Origin of the sequence: Gordonia sp. UBA7860, assembly GCF_002500165.1 — a bacterium.
In the GTDB taxonomy this organism is placed as follows: domain Bacteria; phylum Actinomycetota; class Actinomycetes; order Mycobacteriales; family Mycobacteriaceae; genus Gordonia; species Gordonia sputi.
This window is the reverse complement of sequence record NZ_DLSO01000031.1, coordinates 1-15,869: the sequence shown is the minus strand read 5'-3', so window position 1 is coordinate 15,869 and position 15,869 is coordinate 1. Positions and strand designations below refer to the sequence as shown.

General features: G+C 65.4%; 10 protein-coding genes. 6 read left to right on the top strand and 4 right to left on the bottom strand.

Going from position 1 to position 15,869, the window contains the following annotated elements; genetic code table 11:
- Positions 1-43 precede the first annotated feature (43 nt).
- The 6 genes from B3T59_RS04680 (at position 44) to B3T59_RS04655 (ending at position 12,449) form a co-directional block, all read left to right on the top strand.
- A complete protein-coding gene (locus B3T59_RS04680) occupies positions 44-589 on the top strand; it encodes a DUF732 domain-containing protein (protein WP_270485310.1) in 546 nt (181 codons plus the stop codon).
- On the top strand, positions 590-1,600 hold the full coding sequence (locus B3T59_RS04675) for a cutinase family protein (protein ID WP_287001595.1): 1,011 nt from the start codon (positions 590-592) through the stop codon (positions 1,598-1,600). It abuts the gene before it with no gap.
- A 210-nt stretch (positions 1,601-1,810) separates the two neighbouring features.
- Positions 1,811-2,797 (top strand): LLM class F420-dependent oxidoreductase, encoded by a 987-nt coding sequence (locus B3T59_RS04670; protein WP_287001594.1) that lies wholly within the window; start codon positions 1,811-1,813, stop codon positions 2,795-2,797.
- A gap of 274 nt (positions 2,798-3,071) precedes the next feature.
- Entirely contained in the window at positions 3,072-4,991 is a 1,920-nt protein-coding gene (fadD32, locus tag B3T59_RS04665; RefSeq protein ID WP_287001593.1) for a long-chain-fatty-acid--AMP ligase FadD32, read from the top strand.
- 372 nt (positions 4,992-5,363) lie between these two features.
- Entirely contained in the window at positions 5,364-10,814 is a 5,451-nt protein-coding gene (gene pks13, locus B3T59_RS04660; protein ID WP_287001592.1) for a polyketide synthase Pks13, read from the top strand.
- A gap of 84 nt (positions 10,815-10,898) precedes the next feature.
- Complete coding sequence (locus tag B3T59_RS04655) at positions 10,899-12,449, top strand: acyl-CoA carboxylase subunit beta (protein WP_005208211.1); 1,551 nt, start codon at positions 10,899-10,901, stop codon at positions 12,447-12,449.
- A 25-nt stretch (positions 12,450-12,474) separates the two neighbouring features.
- Here the strand turns inward: B3T59_RS04655 and B3T59_RS04650 are convergent, their stop codons facing one another.
- The 4 genes from B3T59_RS04650 to B3T59_RS04635 form a co-directional block, all read right to left on the bottom strand.
- The gene (locus B3T59_RS04650; RefSeq protein ID WP_287001591.1) at positions 12,475-13,698 is read right to left on the bottom strand and encodes a DICT sensory domain-containing protein; all 1,224 of its coding nucleotides are present in this window, start codon (positions 13,696-13,698) and stop codon (positions 12,475-12,477) included.
- A gap of 62 nt (positions 13,699-13,760) precedes the next feature.
- Positions 13,761-14,123 carry a hypothetical protein gene (locus B3T59_RS04645; RefSeq protein WP_287001590.1) on the bottom strand — a complete coding sequence of 121 codons (363 nt, stop codon included), beginning with the start codon at positions 14,121-14,123 and terminating at the stop codon, positions 13,761-13,763.
- A gap of 338 nt (positions 14,124-14,461) precedes the next feature.
- Complete coding sequence (locus B3T59_RS04640; RefSeq protein ID WP_287001618.1) at positions 14,462-15,325, bottom strand: VIT1/CCC1 transporter family protein; 864 nt, start codon at positions 15,323-15,325, stop codon at positions 14,462-14,464.
- Positions 15,326-15,547: 222 nt separating this feature from the next.
- A partial coding sequence (locus B3T59_RS04635; protein ID WP_287001589.1) for an arabinosyltransferase C-terminal domain-containing protein occupies positions 15,548-15,869 on the bottom strand: 322 nt, incomplete at its 5' end.

Here is a 15,869-nt window from a genome sequence, read left to right as displayed (position 1 = left end):
CGGTGCCGACAACGACCGGTCGGGTTGTGATGAGGAAGTGATGATGAGGAAGTTCTTCGGGTTGGGTGTGATGGTGGCCGGACTCGCTCTGGCAGGCGGATTGACCGCGTGCTCGGACGACTCGACAGCAAGTGCTCCGATCACGAGTGACCCCGTCACGACGACGTCGATGTACTCGTCTCCGTCGTCGTCGGCCGCGAAGTCGTCGGAATCAGAGACCGAGTCGTCGAAAGCCGCGTCGGACGGCACCAAGGTGTCGGGTTCGACGACGCTGCCCGCGACCGCACCGAACAGCGGCACCAAGGTGCCTGAGAACTTTCCCGGCCCCGGCGGCGAGCCGGTGAGCAACAAGGGCAAGAAGTACCTGCAGGCGCTCAAGGACCAGAACATCAGCTTCGCAGGCGACTCCGACAACTCCGTCGCGCTCAACAGCGCCGAGTACGTCTGTGCGCAGCAGTCCAAGGGAGCCGATCCGACGACCGTGAAGGCTTTCGTGACCGCGATGATCGGCCCGAGTTCGAAGAACGTCGCAGAGGCGAACTCGAAGGCGGACAAGGTCATCAAAGCCGCACGTGACAATTACTGCTAGGTGACGGCCAAGCGAGGTGCCACCGGTCGACGTAAGGGTCGTCGACTCGGTCGTATTGCACTGCTCCTAGCCCTTCTCGCCGTCATCGCGATCGTGTTGATCGTGATCTTGGTGATCACTCTGCTCAAACCCGGACCGCCGAGTATTCCCGGCGGCGAGGGGCCGTCGACCAGCGCTCCACCGTCGCCCGGACGTCCGGAGGCACAATCCGCCGACTGTCCGGACGTGTTGACACTGGTCATACCGGGTACGTGGGAATCGTCGGCCGACGACGACCCGATGAATCCGACGGCCAACAAGGCGTCGCTGATGCGACGGGTGTCCACGGCGCTGCAGAACGAGTACCCGACCTCGCGCACCGAGGTCTACACCGTTCCCTACATCGCGCAATTCCGTAACCCGACCAATCTCAACGACCGTCAGGTCGACTACAACGTGTCCCGACAGCAGGGCTACAACCGCGCGGCGGCAAAACTGCGTGACACCAACAAGAAGTGTCCGCTGACGCGCTACGTGATCATGGGCTTCTCGCAGGGTGCGGTCATCGGAGGCGACCTCGCGAGCAATATCGGCAACGGTCGCGGCCCGATCGCTGCGTCGGATCAGGATCTGGTGCTCGGCGTCGGGCTCATCGCCGACGGCCGACGCGAGAAGGGGCAGCAGAACGACATCGGCCCCGCACCCGACGGTGTCGGTGCCGAGGTCGCGCTCAGCGGGATAGGCAAGCTCGTGCCGGGGATCACGATGACCGGACCACGAAGCGGTGGCTTCGGCGATCTCCGAGACCGCGTCCAATCTATTTGTGCGCCAGGCGATCTCATCTGCGATTCGCCGACCGTCGCCAATCCGGTCGCTGCGGTCGGTCAGCTCGCGGGCGCGATCAACAATCCCGTTCACGCCATGTACGCGACCAAGCGCTACTGGCAGCTCGACGGCGTCAGCGCCACGCAATGGATGTACGGCTGGTCGAATCAAGTGATCGCCGACGCCCCGCGTCCCGCACACAACTGACGTATCTCCGACGTCGCGCCCGTCACGCGGCGTCGGATCGTGCCGTTCGCAGTCATGCCCGCGCTCGACTAGGTCGTATGTCCCGTCGAGCCGTGTTTGGGCAGCGCCGTCGACCTGCATTACCTTTGGACGGTCGGGCATATACGCCCACCAGACCAACCGGCAACGCGACCGGTAACCGCAGTGATGCGTGAGGAGAAGCAGGCGACGATGAGTGACCCCGGTGAACTGCGCAAGTTCCGGTTCGGAGCCGGCGGCGAGGGCAACAAGGACGAGGGCGGAGCCCGCAAGTTCGTGAAGCTGGCGCAGACCGCGGAAGAGTACGGCTACGACACGTTCGCGGTACCCGACCACCTGGGCAATCAGGTCGGACCGCTCGCAGCCCTCGGCGCGCTCAGCCAGGCGACGAGCACCATCCGTCTCGGAACCTCTGTGCTCGCCAACGGCTTCCGTCATCCGGCGATCCTGGCCAAGGAGGCCAACACGATCGACGTCCTGAGCAAGGGCCGACTCGAGCTCGGCATCGGCGCGGGATGGATGAAGGAAGAGTTCGACAAGGCGGGGATCGAGTTCGAGTCGCCGGGTGTGCGCATCAGGAAGCTCGACGAATCGCTGACCATCCTGGACAAGCTGATGCGCGGCGAGACCGTCGACTTCGACGGCGAGTTCTATCAGATCCACGGCCTGGAGGGCAGTCCTCGGCCTCGTCAGGGACCGCGACCGCCGATCGCAGTCGGCGGCGGTGGACCGAAGATGCTCGCCCTGGCCGCCAAGCACGCCGACATCATCTCCGTCGCTCCGGGCACCACGCCCGACGGCACGATGAAGCTGTCGGACATGACCATCGAGAGGACGGCGGCGCGCGTCGACCGCATCCGCGAGGTCGCGGGCGACCGGTTCGCCGACATCGAGCTCAACTGGACCATCGCGGTCATCGTCATCACCGACGACCGCGAGGCCACTGCGGAAATGGCACTCAAGGCGCTTGCGCAGGGGTACCCGCCTAACATTGCCCACGACACCGAGTTCACCGTCGACGACGTGTTGACGTCGCCCTATATCGCGATCGGATCGTTCGAGGAGATCGCCGACCAGATCCGCGAGGTGCGTCGACGCACGACGATGTCGTACGTGGGCGTCTTCCCCACTCAGATGGATGCGTTTGCGCCTGTGCTTTCACAATTGAAGGGGGAGTAACATCATCGACGGCCCATTTCGCATTCGTCGGAATGGGCTGACGTGAATTCGCCTGCGAATGACGCTCGGGATGTGTCGGAATTCCGACGTCGTAAAGGTGCAATCCACCAAAAGCCAAGAATTCGGGTGAGTAGCCGAGTGTGGGCTACCGTGTCACGCGTTATAGATGCGGACGCGACGCCCAAAAGACGTGGTACCTGCGGGGAGTGCCACGACACCGCGCCGACGAGGCGCACGGACGTGGCGTCCCACGAGGGGGCCACAGGAGTAATGGATGCTGAACACAGAATTTGAGCAGTTCCTCGATGAGAGCGGCAACCTGCATTTCAACGAGGACGCGACGCTGGTCGACTACGTCGAGCGGAACGTGCGCGATCAGGCTGACACGCTGGCGTACCGCTTCATCGACTACAGCCGCGAACGCGATGGGGAGGCGCAAGACCTGACCTGGGCGCAGTTCGGCAAGCGGCTGCGCGCGGTCGCCGCCCGGCTGCAGCAGGTCACCAAGCCCGGTGATCGTGTTGCGATTCTTGCTCCGCAATCGGTGGAGTACGTGATCGGCTTCTTCTCCGCGCTCTACGCGAGCAACATCGCCGTGCCGCTCTTCAGCCCCGACGAGCCCGGCCACACCGACCGCCTGACCGCGGTGCTCGCCGACTGCAAGCCGACGGCAATCCTCACCTCCACCAAGTCGGCCGAGGCCGTGCGCGACTTCTTCGCGGGAGTGCCCGCGAAGGAACGTCCCCGCGTGATCGCCGTCGACGCCGTCCCCGACTCGGTCGGATCGAGCTGGGTGGCCCCGGTCGCGGGCAAGGACCACAACCGCGACACAGTCGCATACCTCCAGTACACCTCCGGCTCGACCCGCGTGCCCGCAGGCGTGGAGATCACCTACGAGGCCGTCGCAGCCAACTGCCTGCAGATCTACGACTGCATCGAGATCGATCGCAACGCGCGCGGCGTCACCTGGCTGCCGATGTTCCACGACATGGGCCTGCTCACGGTGATCCTCCCGGCGCTCGGCGGCCGCTACATCACGATCATGAGCCCGCAGGCATTCGTCCGCAGGCCGGGACGCTGGATCAAAGAACTCGCGGCGGCCAGCGACGGCGCCGAGACATACGCGGCAGCCCCGAACTTCGCCTACGAGCACGCCGCAGCACGCGGTCTGCCCAAGGACGGCGAACACCTCGACCTGTCGAACGTGATCGGACTGATCAACGGCTCCGAGCCCGTCACCGTCAGCTCGATGAAGAAGTTCAACGACGCATTCGGTCCGTACGGACTGCCCAAGACCGCGATCAAGCCCTGCTACGGCATGGCGGAGGCCACGCTGTTCGTCTCCGCGACGCAGCGCAACAACGAGGCCAAGGTTGTCTACGTCGACCGCGACGAACTCAACGCCGGACACATGAAGGTCGTCGACCAGCACGCACCCAACGCCGTCGCACAGGTCTCCTGTGGACAGGTCGCGTTGAGCCAGTGGGCCACCATCGTCGACGCCGCCGAATACGACGAGACCGGAAAGGCCGTCGAGAAAGCCGACGGCGAGGTCGGCGAGATCTGGCTGCACGGACTCAACATCGGCGCCGGCTACTGGAACAAGCCCGACGAGAGCGATGCGACGTTCCACAACACCATCGACACGCCGCTCGAACAGGGCAGCCATACCGACGGCGCACCCGCTGACGCCCAGTGGATGCGCACCGGCGACTACGGCGTGTGGCTCGATGGCGAGCTGTACATCACCGGCCGTGTCAAGGACCTCGTGATCGTCGACGGCCGCAACCACTACCCGCAGGATCTCGAGTTCAGCGCACAGGAGGCCAGCACCGCGCTGCGTCCCGGCTTCGTGGCCGCCTTCGCCGTCCCCGCCAATCAGCTGCCGAGCGTCGTCTTCGAGAACGCCGCGAGCGGATTGAAATTCGACGCCGACGACGCGTCGGAGCAGTTGGTGATCGTGGCCGAGCGCGGACCGGGCAAGAAGACCGATCCACAGGAGATCGCCGACACCGTCCGCGCCGCGGTGGCACAGCGCCACGGCGTCATGGCCCGCGACGTACTGCTCGTGCCCGCGGGTTCGATCCCCCGCACCAGCAGCGGCAAGATCGCCCGCCGCGCCACCAAGACCGCATATGTCGACGGCCGACTCCGCGGCGGATACAAGCAGGATGCGTTCCCAGATTCGGTGTGATTTGGGCGCACGGCGCCTGCGCTTTCAGCGCCGCTCTTCGTCGGCGGCGGCGTCGTCGCTTCGCTCCGATGCCGCCTCCTCCTGCATCGCGGCGCGCGCAGGCACCGTGCGCCGGTCCTCGGCGCGTCGCTTCGCTCCTCGCCTGCGGCGCCGCCCGCTGGTCGAGCGCCCCGCGCCGCTGGTCGAGCTTGTCGAGACCACCCGCCGGTCGAGCCCTACCCCGCTGGTCGAGCCCTATTCCGCTGGTCGAGCTTGTCGAGACCACCCCGCCTCGCCGGTCGAGCGCGCCATCCCGCTGGTCGAGCTTGTCGAGACCACTTCTGCCCACAACCTGCGCAGCCCTGGCTGCGCTGCCAAGTAGTCTGGTGACCGATGTCTGAACTGAACAACGAGCCGAACATCGAGCCTGCGGCCGATCCCGAGACCACCAACAGCGAGAGCACCGACGGCGAGACCGCCGGCGGACTGACGGTCTCGGAACTGCGCGACTGGCTGCGGGAGTGGGTCGCGACGTCGACCGGAATCTCCGCCGACCAGATCTCCGACGACCGCCCGATGGAGGAGTTTGGCCTGTCGTCCCGCGATGCTGTGGCGCTTGCGGCCGACATCGAGGACAAGACCGGCGTCGTACTGACCGCGACGGTCGCCTACAATCACCCCACCATCGCGATGCTCGCCAAGCGCATCATCGAGGGCGACCCCGACGAGGGCCTCGACCTCGACGCCGAGACCTTCTGGATCCGCGAGCGCAACGCCGACGACGACATCGCGATCGTCGGCCTTTCGACACGCTTCCCCAAAGCCGGACAGACCCCGGACTCCACCTGGGAAGCCCTGATCTCCGGCCGCGACGGCATCTCCGACCTTCCCGACGACCGCTGGGCCGAGTTCAAATCCGACCCACGCCTCGCAAAGGTCATCGACGAGTCCAACGTCAAGGGCGGCTACCTCGACGACGTCAAGAGCTTCGACGCCGACTTCTTCCAGATGAGTCCGCGCGAGGTCGAGATGGTCGATCCGCAGCAGCGCCTCGCACTCGAACTGGCATGGGAGGCGCTCGAAGACGCCCACATCCCGGCCAGCGACCTCAAGGGCGCGCCGGTCGGCGTCTTCATCGGCACGTCGACCAACGACTACCAGCTTCTCGCGGCCATGGGCCTCGACGACGGCGCTCACGACACCGCCGCGTACGCGCTCACCGGAACGTCGACGTCGATCGTCGCCAACCGCGTCTCCTACTTCTTCGACTTCCACGGTCCGTCGGTCGCGATGGATACCGCGTGCTCGTCGTCGCTGGTCGCCGTGCATCAGGCTGTGCGCAGCCTGCGCTCGGGTGAATCCGACGTCGCGCTCGCCGGTGGCGTCAACATGATCATCACGCCTGCGGCGACACTCGGCTTCGACAGCATCGGCGCGCAGGCCAAGGACGGTCACATCAAGGCGTTCTCGGCCGACGCCGACGGCATGATCCGCGCCGAGGGCGGCGGACTCTTCGTCCTCAAGCGCATTGCCGACGCCAGACGCGACGGCGACACCGTGCTCGCGGTCGTCGCGGGTTCGGCGGTCAACTCCGACGGACGCTCCAACGGTCTGCCCGCTCCGAATCCCGAGGCCCAGGTCGAGGTGCTGCGCTCGGCGTACACCGACGCCGCTGTCGATCCGCGCGGCGTCGACTACATCGAAGCGCACGGAACCGGCACGGTGCTCGGCGATCCCATCGAAGCCGACGCCCTCGGACGCGTCGTCGGGCGCGGTCGACAGGCCGATGCGCCGGCGCTCCTCGGCTCTGCCAAGACGAACTTCGGGCACATGGAGTCCGCCGCGGGCGCAGGCGCGCTCGCCAAGGTGGTTCTCGCGATGCAGCACAACAAGCTGCCTGCATCGCTCAACTACTCCGGCCCCAACCCCTACATCCAGTTCGACGCCGGCCACCTGAAGGTGGTCGAGGAGCCGACGGACTGGCCGCGCTACTCGGGCCACGCTGTCGCGGGTGTGTCGGGCTTCGGCTTCGGCGGCACCAACGCGCACGTCGTCGTCCGCGAGGTGCTCCCGAGCGATCTGTCGGGCGTGGTCTCGACCAGCGGAGACAGCTCGACCAGCGGAGACAGCTCGACCAGCGGAGACAGCTCGACCAGCGGGGACGCTGAGTCGTCCTCGCTGGTTGAGCCTGTCGAAACCGACGACGACGAGGACTTCCTCACCGACGCCGAGCGGGCCGTCCTGGCCGCGCAGGCGAAGAAGGACGACGCGCCCGCCGAGGTCGTCGAGGTCGATCCCGCCGACGGCTTCGCCCCGTGCGCGGTCGAGGGATCGGTTGTGCCGCTGGTGCTTTCGGGATTCCTGCCGTCGCGGCGTCGTAAGGCTGCCGCGGACCTGCTCGAGTGGCTCGAATCCGACGAGGGTGCGGCGACGCCCCTCGGCGACATCGGACGCGCGCTCGCACACCGTAACCACGGCCGCTCGCGGTCGGTCGTCATGGCACGCACCCACGAAGACGCGGTCAAGGGTGTGCGCGCCGTCGCGGAGGGTAAAGCGAATCCGCTTGTGTACTCGGCTGATTCGCCCGACGCCGCAACGGCGGTCTGGCTGCTCTCGGGCTTCGGGTCGCAGCATCGCAAGATGGCCAAGCAGCTCTACCTCGAGAACCCGGTCTTCAAGAAGTACGTCGACCGCGTCGACGAGTACGTGCAGAACGAACTCGGGTACTCCATCGCAGAGATGTTCGTCGACGACGAGCAGACCTACGGCATCGAGACCGCGCAGGTCGGTATCTACACCATCCAGGTTGCGCTTGCCGACCTCCTGCGTCACCACGGCGCCGAACCCGGTGTGCTGGTACCGCATTCGATGGGCGAGGCGTCGGCCGCATACATCAGCGGGGGACTCTCACTCGAAGACGCCACGCGCGTGATCTGCCAGCGCTCGCGACTCATGGGCGAGGGCGAGGCGACGCTCACCGGCGATGACATCCGCCTGATGGCACTCGTCGAATACAGCGCAGACGACATCAACGACGTCCTCGTCGACTTCCCCGACCTCGAGATCTGCGTCTACGCGGCACCGACGCACACCGTCATCGGTGGTCCCGAGCCCCAGGTCGACGCGATCGTCGCGCGGGCCGAGGCCGAGGGCAAGCTGGGGCGCAAACTGCAGACCAAGGGCGCGAGCCACACGTCGCAGATGGATCCGCTGCTCGGCGAATTGTCGTACGAACTCACCGGAATCGAGCCGAAGCGTCTCGAGACGGGCTTCTACAGTTCGGTCGATCGCGAGGCCTTCTACCGTGCGGGACACGAGCCCGTGCACACCATCGACTACTTCCTCAAGGGGCTGCGCCACAGCGTGTGGTTCAGCCAGGCGATCTCGAAGTCGGTGGAGAATGGCCATCGGACCTTCCTCGAGCTCTCGCCCAACCCTGCGGTGCTGATTTCCGTTGCGGCAGTGACGTTCTCGGCTGGTCTGCACGACGCCGAGCTGATCGAGACGCTGCGCCGCAAGGAGGACGAGAGCTTCGGCGTCGTCAACGCCCTGATGAAGCTGTACGTCCACGGACATCCCGTCGACGTCGGATCGCTTTTCGGCACAGGCGATTACGCCGACATCCCGCGAACCCGGTTCGACCGCAAGCCGTTCTGGCTCACTGCGCAGATCTCCAGTGGTGGTACGGCAGGGCGGATTCCCGGTTCGCACGTCGCGCTTCCGGATGGCCGCCACGCCTGGGAGGTCAATGCTGCTGCGGTGACCGATCCGCGTGAGTTGGTTCGTGCCGCGGCCGCAGAGGTATTCGACGACGCCCGCGTCGGCGCGGCGGCTACGCACGGCGAGTTCCCGAAGACGGGCTCGTTGACCACCACGCTGAGTCCGCACCCAGGCGGTGCGTCGGTGACGGTGCACACCAAGCGGGACAAGAACTTCCACCTCCTGTTCGAGGCGGTCGTCACGGGCACGTCAGATGCTGCCGGTGGCAGCGCGGAACCTGCCGACGGCACTGCGACGTCAACCGCTGGCACAGCCGAGGGCGCCATCGATCCGGCGAAGGTCGGCTACACCGATACCTCGCTGACGGTCGAGGACGAGGTCGTCGACGACATCGGCAACAAGTGGGACCCCGAATCCGGTGAGTCCGTTGGTGATCGACTCGCGATCATCGTCGGTGAGTCGATGGGCTACGACCCCGAAGATCTACCGCGCGAGATCCCGCTGATCGAACTGGGACTCGACTCGCTCATGGCGGTGCGCATCAAGAACCGCGTCGAGTACGAATTCGACATTCCGCAACTGCAACTGCAGGCGATGCGTCAGGCAAACCTGTCCGACGTCGAGAAGTTCGTTGCGTTCGCGGTCACTCACCGCGACCAACTCGACGACCTCGCAGGCAAGGCCGCAGGCGAAGGCGAACTCGACACCGCTGCGCTCAACTCGTACATCGACGAGCAGCTCGCGAAGGATGATCTCGACAAGCTCGATCAGCGGTCGGGGGTCGATCAGCGGGGTGAGACCGATCAGCGGTCGGGGGTCGACCAGCGGGGTGATCTCGACAAGCTCGATCAGCAGTCGGGGGTCGATCAGCGGGGTGATCTCGACAAGCTCGATCAGCAGTCGGGGGTCGATCAGCAGTCGGGGGTCGATCAGCGGGATGAGGCCGACCAGCGGGCTACGACCCCTGCGGCAGCGCCGGATCTGACGAGCCAGCAGGCCGTCGCAGAGGCCGCGGGCTCCGACGTTCCGCCGCGAGATGCCGCAGAGCGCTTGACGTTCGGCGTGTATGCGGTCATCACGGGCAAGTCGGCGGGTGGCATCTTCAACAAGCTGCCCGTGCTCGAAGAGGACGTCGCGCAGAAGCTCACCGACAAGCTCAACGAGCGCACCGGCGGTGATATCGACGTCGAGGACATCCTCGATTCGGAGACGATCGAGGAGATGTCGGACTACGTCCGCAACTTCCTCGACGCCGCGGCAGACACCGACGGGTTCATCCGTTATCTGCGTCTGGTGCCGGAAGGCAAGAAGTCGTACGACCCCAGCGCGGGAGATCCGGTGCCCGCCTTGCTGTTCCACCCCGCGGGTGGCAACACCTCGGCGTACGAGGCGCTCCTCAAGCGGCTTCCCGAGGATCAGCCGGTCATCGGTTTCGACCGTGTCGAGGGCACCATCGAGGAGCGGGTCGCGCAGTACCTGCCGCGATTGCGTGAGGTCCAACCGCACGGCCCGTACGTACTGATCGGGTGGTCGCTCGGCGGCGCACTCGCGTACGGCTGCGCGAAGGTCCTGCGCGACGAGGGCGAGGACGTCGCGTTCGTCGGACTGATCGACGTGGTCCGACCGCGTCACGACGTGCCCGACACCCCGGAGAACAAGCGGGCACGCCTCGAACGCTGGAAAGACTTCGCGATTCGCAACTACGACCTCGACCCCGACGTCCCGATCCCGATGGACCGACTCGTCGACGCCGATGACGAGGGCCAGTTCGCGATCATCATGGAGATGGTCTCGATGTCGGGCACCAAGATCCCCGGCGGCATCATCGAGCACCAGCGCACGTCCTTCGTCGACAACCGCGCGCTGACCAACATCGCGCCGCAGCCCTACAGCGGCAAGGTGATCCTCTACCGCGCCGACAAGATGCACGACGGCGCAATCGAACTCGAGCCGCAGTGGGCGGAGATCGACGAGGATGGTCGATGGGGCGAGGTCGTCGACGACCTGGAGATCATCCACATCGGCGGCGATCACCTGTCGATCGTCGACGAGCCTTACATCGCCAAGATCGGCGCCGATCTGACGAAGCGTCTTGCAGCCGTGGAGGCGAAGGCCACCAACTAGCACGGCCATCGAGGCCCCGCGAGAAGCGAAATCGGCGCTCTGGCACCGACATCCGCTAGTACCGACATCGAGGAAGAAGATCACGTGACCGACACCACCGCAGCCAAACTCGCCGATCTCCGCGTCCGGTTGGAGCAGGCACGCGAACCCGGTGGCGAGAAGGCGATCGAGAAGCGCGAGCGCAAGGGGATCTGTTCTCCGCGTGAGCGTCTCGACATGCTGTTCGATCCCGGGACCTTCGTCGAGATCGGTGCGCTCGCCAAGATGCCCGGAGCAGCACACACGGGTTACGGCGACGGCGTCGTGACCGGTCACGGACTGGTGCACGGCCGTCCCGTCGCGGCCTTCAGCCACGACCAGACCGTTTTCGGCGGCACCGTCGGAGAGATGTTCGGCCGCAAGGTGTCCGCGCTCATGGAGTGGGCGGGCAAGATCGGTTGCCCGATGGTCGGCATCAACGATTCGGCCGGTGCGCGCATCCAGGATGCCGTGACCTCGCTTGCCTGGTACGCCGAGATGGGTCGTCGAAACGATCTGCTCTCCGGTCTGTCACCGCAGGTCTCGGTGATCCTCGGAAAGTGCGCAGGCGGCGCGGTGTATACGCCTGCGAACACCGACATCCTCGTCGCGGTCGAGGACAAGTCTTACATGTTCGTCACCGGTCCCGACGTCATCAAACAGACCACCGGCGAAGAGATTTCGGCAGAAGACCTCGGTAGCGCGCACAACCAGGCGCGGTGGGGCAACATTCACCACATCGCGCCGGACGAGAAGCAGGCATTCGAGTGGGTGCGTGAGTACCTGCAGTACATGCCGTCGACCAGCTTCGAAGAGCCGCCGGTCGTCAATCCGGGTCTCGAGCCGGAGATCACCGAATCCGACTTGGCTCTCAACGATTTCATGCCCGACAGCGACAACGCCGCGTACGACATGCGCGACATCATCGTGAAACTGTTCGACGACGGCGCGTTCCACGAGGTCGGTGAGTTGTTCGCACCCAACATCCTCACCGGTTATGCGCGCGTCGACGGCCATAGCGTCGGCGTCGTCGCCAACCAGCCGAGCGTGATGGCCGGAACGCTCGACACCGATTCGTCGGAGAAGGCGACGCGGTTTGTGCGTATCTGCAACGCTTTCCGTATTCCGCTCGTGTTCCTCGTCGACACCCCGGGAATCCTGCCGGGACTGGTGGAAGAGCAGAAGGGCACCATTCGACGCTCGGGCAAGTTCCTGTTCGCCTACGTCGAAGCCGATGTCCCGAAGGTCACCGTCGTGCTGCGCAAAGCGTACGGCGGAGCGTACGCGGTGATGGGTTCCAAGCAGCTCGGCGCCGACCTCAACTTCGCGTGGCCGACGGCGAAAATCGCTGTGATGGGCGCGGAGTCGGCGGCAGCGGTCCTGACTCGTCGGCAGACCGAGGGGATGTCGGCGCACGACGCCGACAAGGTGCGACGCGACTTCATCGACTTCTACAACACGATGATGGCCACGCCCTACCTCGCCGCGGAGCGCGGCTACATCGATGCCGTCATCGAGCCTGCCCAGACACGACTGCAGCTCCGTAAAGCGTTGGCGCAGTTGCGCGACAAGCAGACGATGCGCACGCCGCGTAAGCATCTGCTGATGCCGATCTGAGTTCGCACGCTCAAGAAGTAGTGCTTCAGTTGAAGCGGGACAAGATCACTCGAATCGCCTGGGTCACGATCGTCCGATCGTAGCTCTGCACAAACATGAACTCGCGACGGCCGCTGGGGCGTGGTCCGTGTATCTCACGCGCGGAAAGCAGTGCGGCGAAGTGCATTCCGAGCACGGCGACGTTCCATTCGTTGACGAGTGCGTCGTCGGAACTCAGTGGCGCGTAATGGATGTTGCCCTCACTCATGGGGCGGATTCCCTCGCCGTACACGCCGACGAGCCCCACCTTCTCCGACATCGCGCGCCAGCGTTGCGACGTCGACGATGCGAAGTGGTGTCGGTCCTGGAAGGTGCCGAGGACGACCGCGACGCTTGCCTCTGTCGCGGTCCGTTCGAGGTCTTTACTCATCTCGAGTAGCAGTCGCTGGTCGGCCGGACGCGGCGCACCCGACTTAGATGCGATGGCGTACGGGGTTTTCTCGTCGGTGGGAGGCGTCGTGCGGGCGGGCAGGGGCGGTAGTTGAGAAATCGCGCCGAGCACCCTGTCGTCGGCATCCGAGACGGGCGGGTGCAGCGCGCCCAGCCCGTATCGGGCGCCGAGGGTCTCAGCGATCCGCCGATCCGCCTCTGTGTCGACTCCCGTCGCGATGACGATCGCGCCCGTGCGCTCGATGTGTGCGGCGAGCGTGTGTGCCAGGTGGGCGGTCTCGGGTGTCGGAACCGGCGCGAGGACGTCGGGGTGCAACAACACGACGTCGGGTTCGATGAGCGTGAGCAACGTTGCCGTTCGACGATCCGCGGTGATTCCCTCGATCGCGATCAGTCGTCCATCTCGCCGGGCCTGCGCGACCTGAGCGAGCCGCGACTGCGGGCGCCGCAGCACGCTGCGCGGTTCGATCAGCAACGCCAAGGTCTCGCCAGCCGAGTATGTGCGCTGCGGATCGTAGAGGTCGATGTCGACGGCGAGGAAAAGTGGAATGGCCGCGGAGACGCGCCGGGCCGGAGCGGCGTCGGCAAATGCGAATTTCCGCGAATCGAGAGCCGTGCGCTGCTCCATGAGCGTTGCGGTTCGACGAAGAGCGCGTGGCGAGTCGAAATTGGTGCCCTTGGGACCGCTGAGCTCGAGACTCGCGGCGACGAGATTGCCGCCTGACAGTTCGAAGACAGGGCTGAACTGGGGCCTCAACTCCATACCCTGGAAGATCGACGCCGCGTCCCCGCCCCTGGTACTGGTCAGACCCTGGCTCATCCCTCACGCTCTCTGACGGAGCGTCAATGTCACCCCGACGTTTACGGCGCGGTCGGACCGCGCTATTCGCTGTCGTGAAGTGCTGATGCGACGAGCACTCCGAGCGTGAGAGTAGCAAACACTGCGACGCTGGTGGCGGTGAGCGCGAGGGAATCGAAGAGGCTGTCAACCGTGATGCCGATCCACAGACAGCCGATGGGGAGTAGCGCAGCGATGAGGAGGGTGCTGTGTTCCTCGTGGTTATCGGGGGCGGGCACGGTGTCATTCGTCGACCCGCGATCCTCCTCGAAGCCTGTATCAGGCGCGGCGCTGTGAGCGGTGTCAGCACGTAGCGCGGGGAAGTCGCCGGTGTCTGCTCGCTCGACGAACGGGTCGAGATGGTGCTCGTGGGTAAGGTCGTGTGAGGTGTTATCCAGGACGCTCATCGTCGCTCCAATGTTGAGAGTGGACCTCACCGGAGGTCTACTGCGGAAGCGGTTCAACAGAATTCGGTTCGCTGGACGTACAAGCCTGTTCTGTCGCGGTTTCTCGCGGCTTTCTTCACATGCTCGCTGCGGTTTGCATTTACGTACTCAACGGTAGGCCGCGCTTTTTGTTACGGGATGCAAACTAGTGCTTTGTTGATGGAATTGTGACCAGTTCGGAATCGGATCGCGCGCGTGTTCGGAACGGGCGATATCGTTATGAGGTAAGCCTGAACTTGCTGGTAGATGGTCAAAACCAGAGCACCGACAAGTGCCGTGCGGGGGGTCGTCGGTGACTGTCAAGTAACGGTATGGCCAACCAGATGACCGATGCCGAATGTCACGGCCATCGCGATTGCGCCACCTATTACGACGCGAATCATCGGTCGCCACGGTTTCGAGCCGCCGAGGATCGCACCGAGTGCTCCGGTTATCGCCAGTGCGATCAGGACAACGACAAACGTGACCGGAATCCGGATCGATGCGGGCGGCGCGAGGATCGCGATCAGGGGTAAAGCTGCTCCGGTCGTAAACGACACCGCTGACGAGATTGCTGCCTGCCAGGGATTGGTGAGTTCGTGCGGGTCAATGCCCAGCTCGGCTTCGACGTGCGCGTCGAACGCGTCGTGCTCGGTCAACTCACGCGCGACCTGGCACGCCGTCGAATGTGTGAGTCCCTTGGCCTCGTAAAGCCCGACCAACTCCTCGAACTCGGCTTCGGGTTGTTCGGCCAGTTCGCGCGCCTCTTTGTCGAGCAGTGCGCGTTCGGTGTCGCGCTGGGTACTGACCGAGACGTATTCGCCGAGCGCCATCGACACCGCTCCCGCTGCCAGCCCCGCGATGCCCGCGGTGAAGATCGGGGCTCGGTCGGTGGTCGCAGCGGCAACGCCGACGACGATGCCCGCCGTCGAGACGATGCCGTCGTTGGCCCCGAGCACGCCCGCCCGTAACCAGTTCAGCCGATTCGCGAGCGACCCCGCGTGTGGCTCGTCACCGTGGGCGTGGGCGTGCTCCGGATGCGCGGCGCCTTCTGACTGCGTTGCGGGTTCCGCGTGTGTTGCGTGCGCTGCGGGTTCCGCGTGCGTTGAGTTCTCCGGCTGCTCTGCGTTCGCCGAGTGTGCTGGTTGCTCTGCGTGCGAAGAGTCGTCGACGCTCATGAGCACCCATGATGCGCGCTCACAGCGTGAGCGCAAGCAAGGTGAGCATGCCCTCACCACACCGAACGGCCCGACCTGAGCCGCAAATACACGTGTTTCTGACACCTGCTCGCGAAGCTTTGCGCGCGTCTGTCAGAAACACGTGTTTCTACGACGCCGCGTCCTTCGACGCCGCGCTGGCCCCCGCCGACGACGCCCCGCCGACCCCGCGACCCGCCGAGCGCGCGGTCAGTACCCGCTCGACCGAATGGGGCCGGGGTCCCAGAGTCCGGATCGGCGCGCGGTGCCGAGTTCGAGCTGTGCCGGGGGTGCGGGGTCGACCTCGGTAAAGCGCTGCAGTCCGCCCCAGTCGCGGCCCCAGTTGTTGCGCAGGTACGTGGGGAGCAGGGTGGGAATGAGCATGGCCTCGGTGATACCGAGCGGCCCGCCAGCGGTCCCCGACATCCAGGTCTGGCTGTTCTTCTGGGTGGCCTCGGCGTCGGGCATGATGCGCCAGCGCGGCACCTGCATCACCCCGTTGCGTACCTTCATCGGCTGCTGGCACGGGAAG

Excerpts from the sequence above, each read along its gene's own strand:
- B3T59_RS04645 (WP_287001590.1), bottom strand. The coding sequence starts at position 14,123 with ATGAGCGTCCTGGATAACACCTCACACGACCTTACCCACGAGCACCAT.
- fadD32 (WP_287001593.1), top strand. The coding sequence starts at position 3,072 with ATGCTGAACACAGAATTTGAGCAGTTCCTCGATGAGAGCGGCAACCTG.
- B3T59_RS04650 (WP_287001591.1), bottom strand. The coding sequence starts at position 13,698 with ATGAGCCAGGGTCTGACCAGTACCAGGGGCGGGGACGCGGCGTCGATC.
- B3T59_RS04680 (WP_270485310.1), top strand. The coding sequence starts at position 44 with ATGAGGAAGTTCTTCGGGTTGGGTGTGATGGTGGCCGGACTCGCTCTG.
- pks13 (WP_287001592.1), top strand. The coding sequence starts at position 5,364 with ATGTCTGAACTGAACAACGAGCCGAACATCGAGCCTGCGGCCGATCCC.
- B3T59_RS04670 (WP_287001594.1), top strand. The coding sequence starts at position 1,811 with ATGAGTGACCCCGGTGAACTGCGCAAGTTCCGGTTCGGAGCCGGCGGC.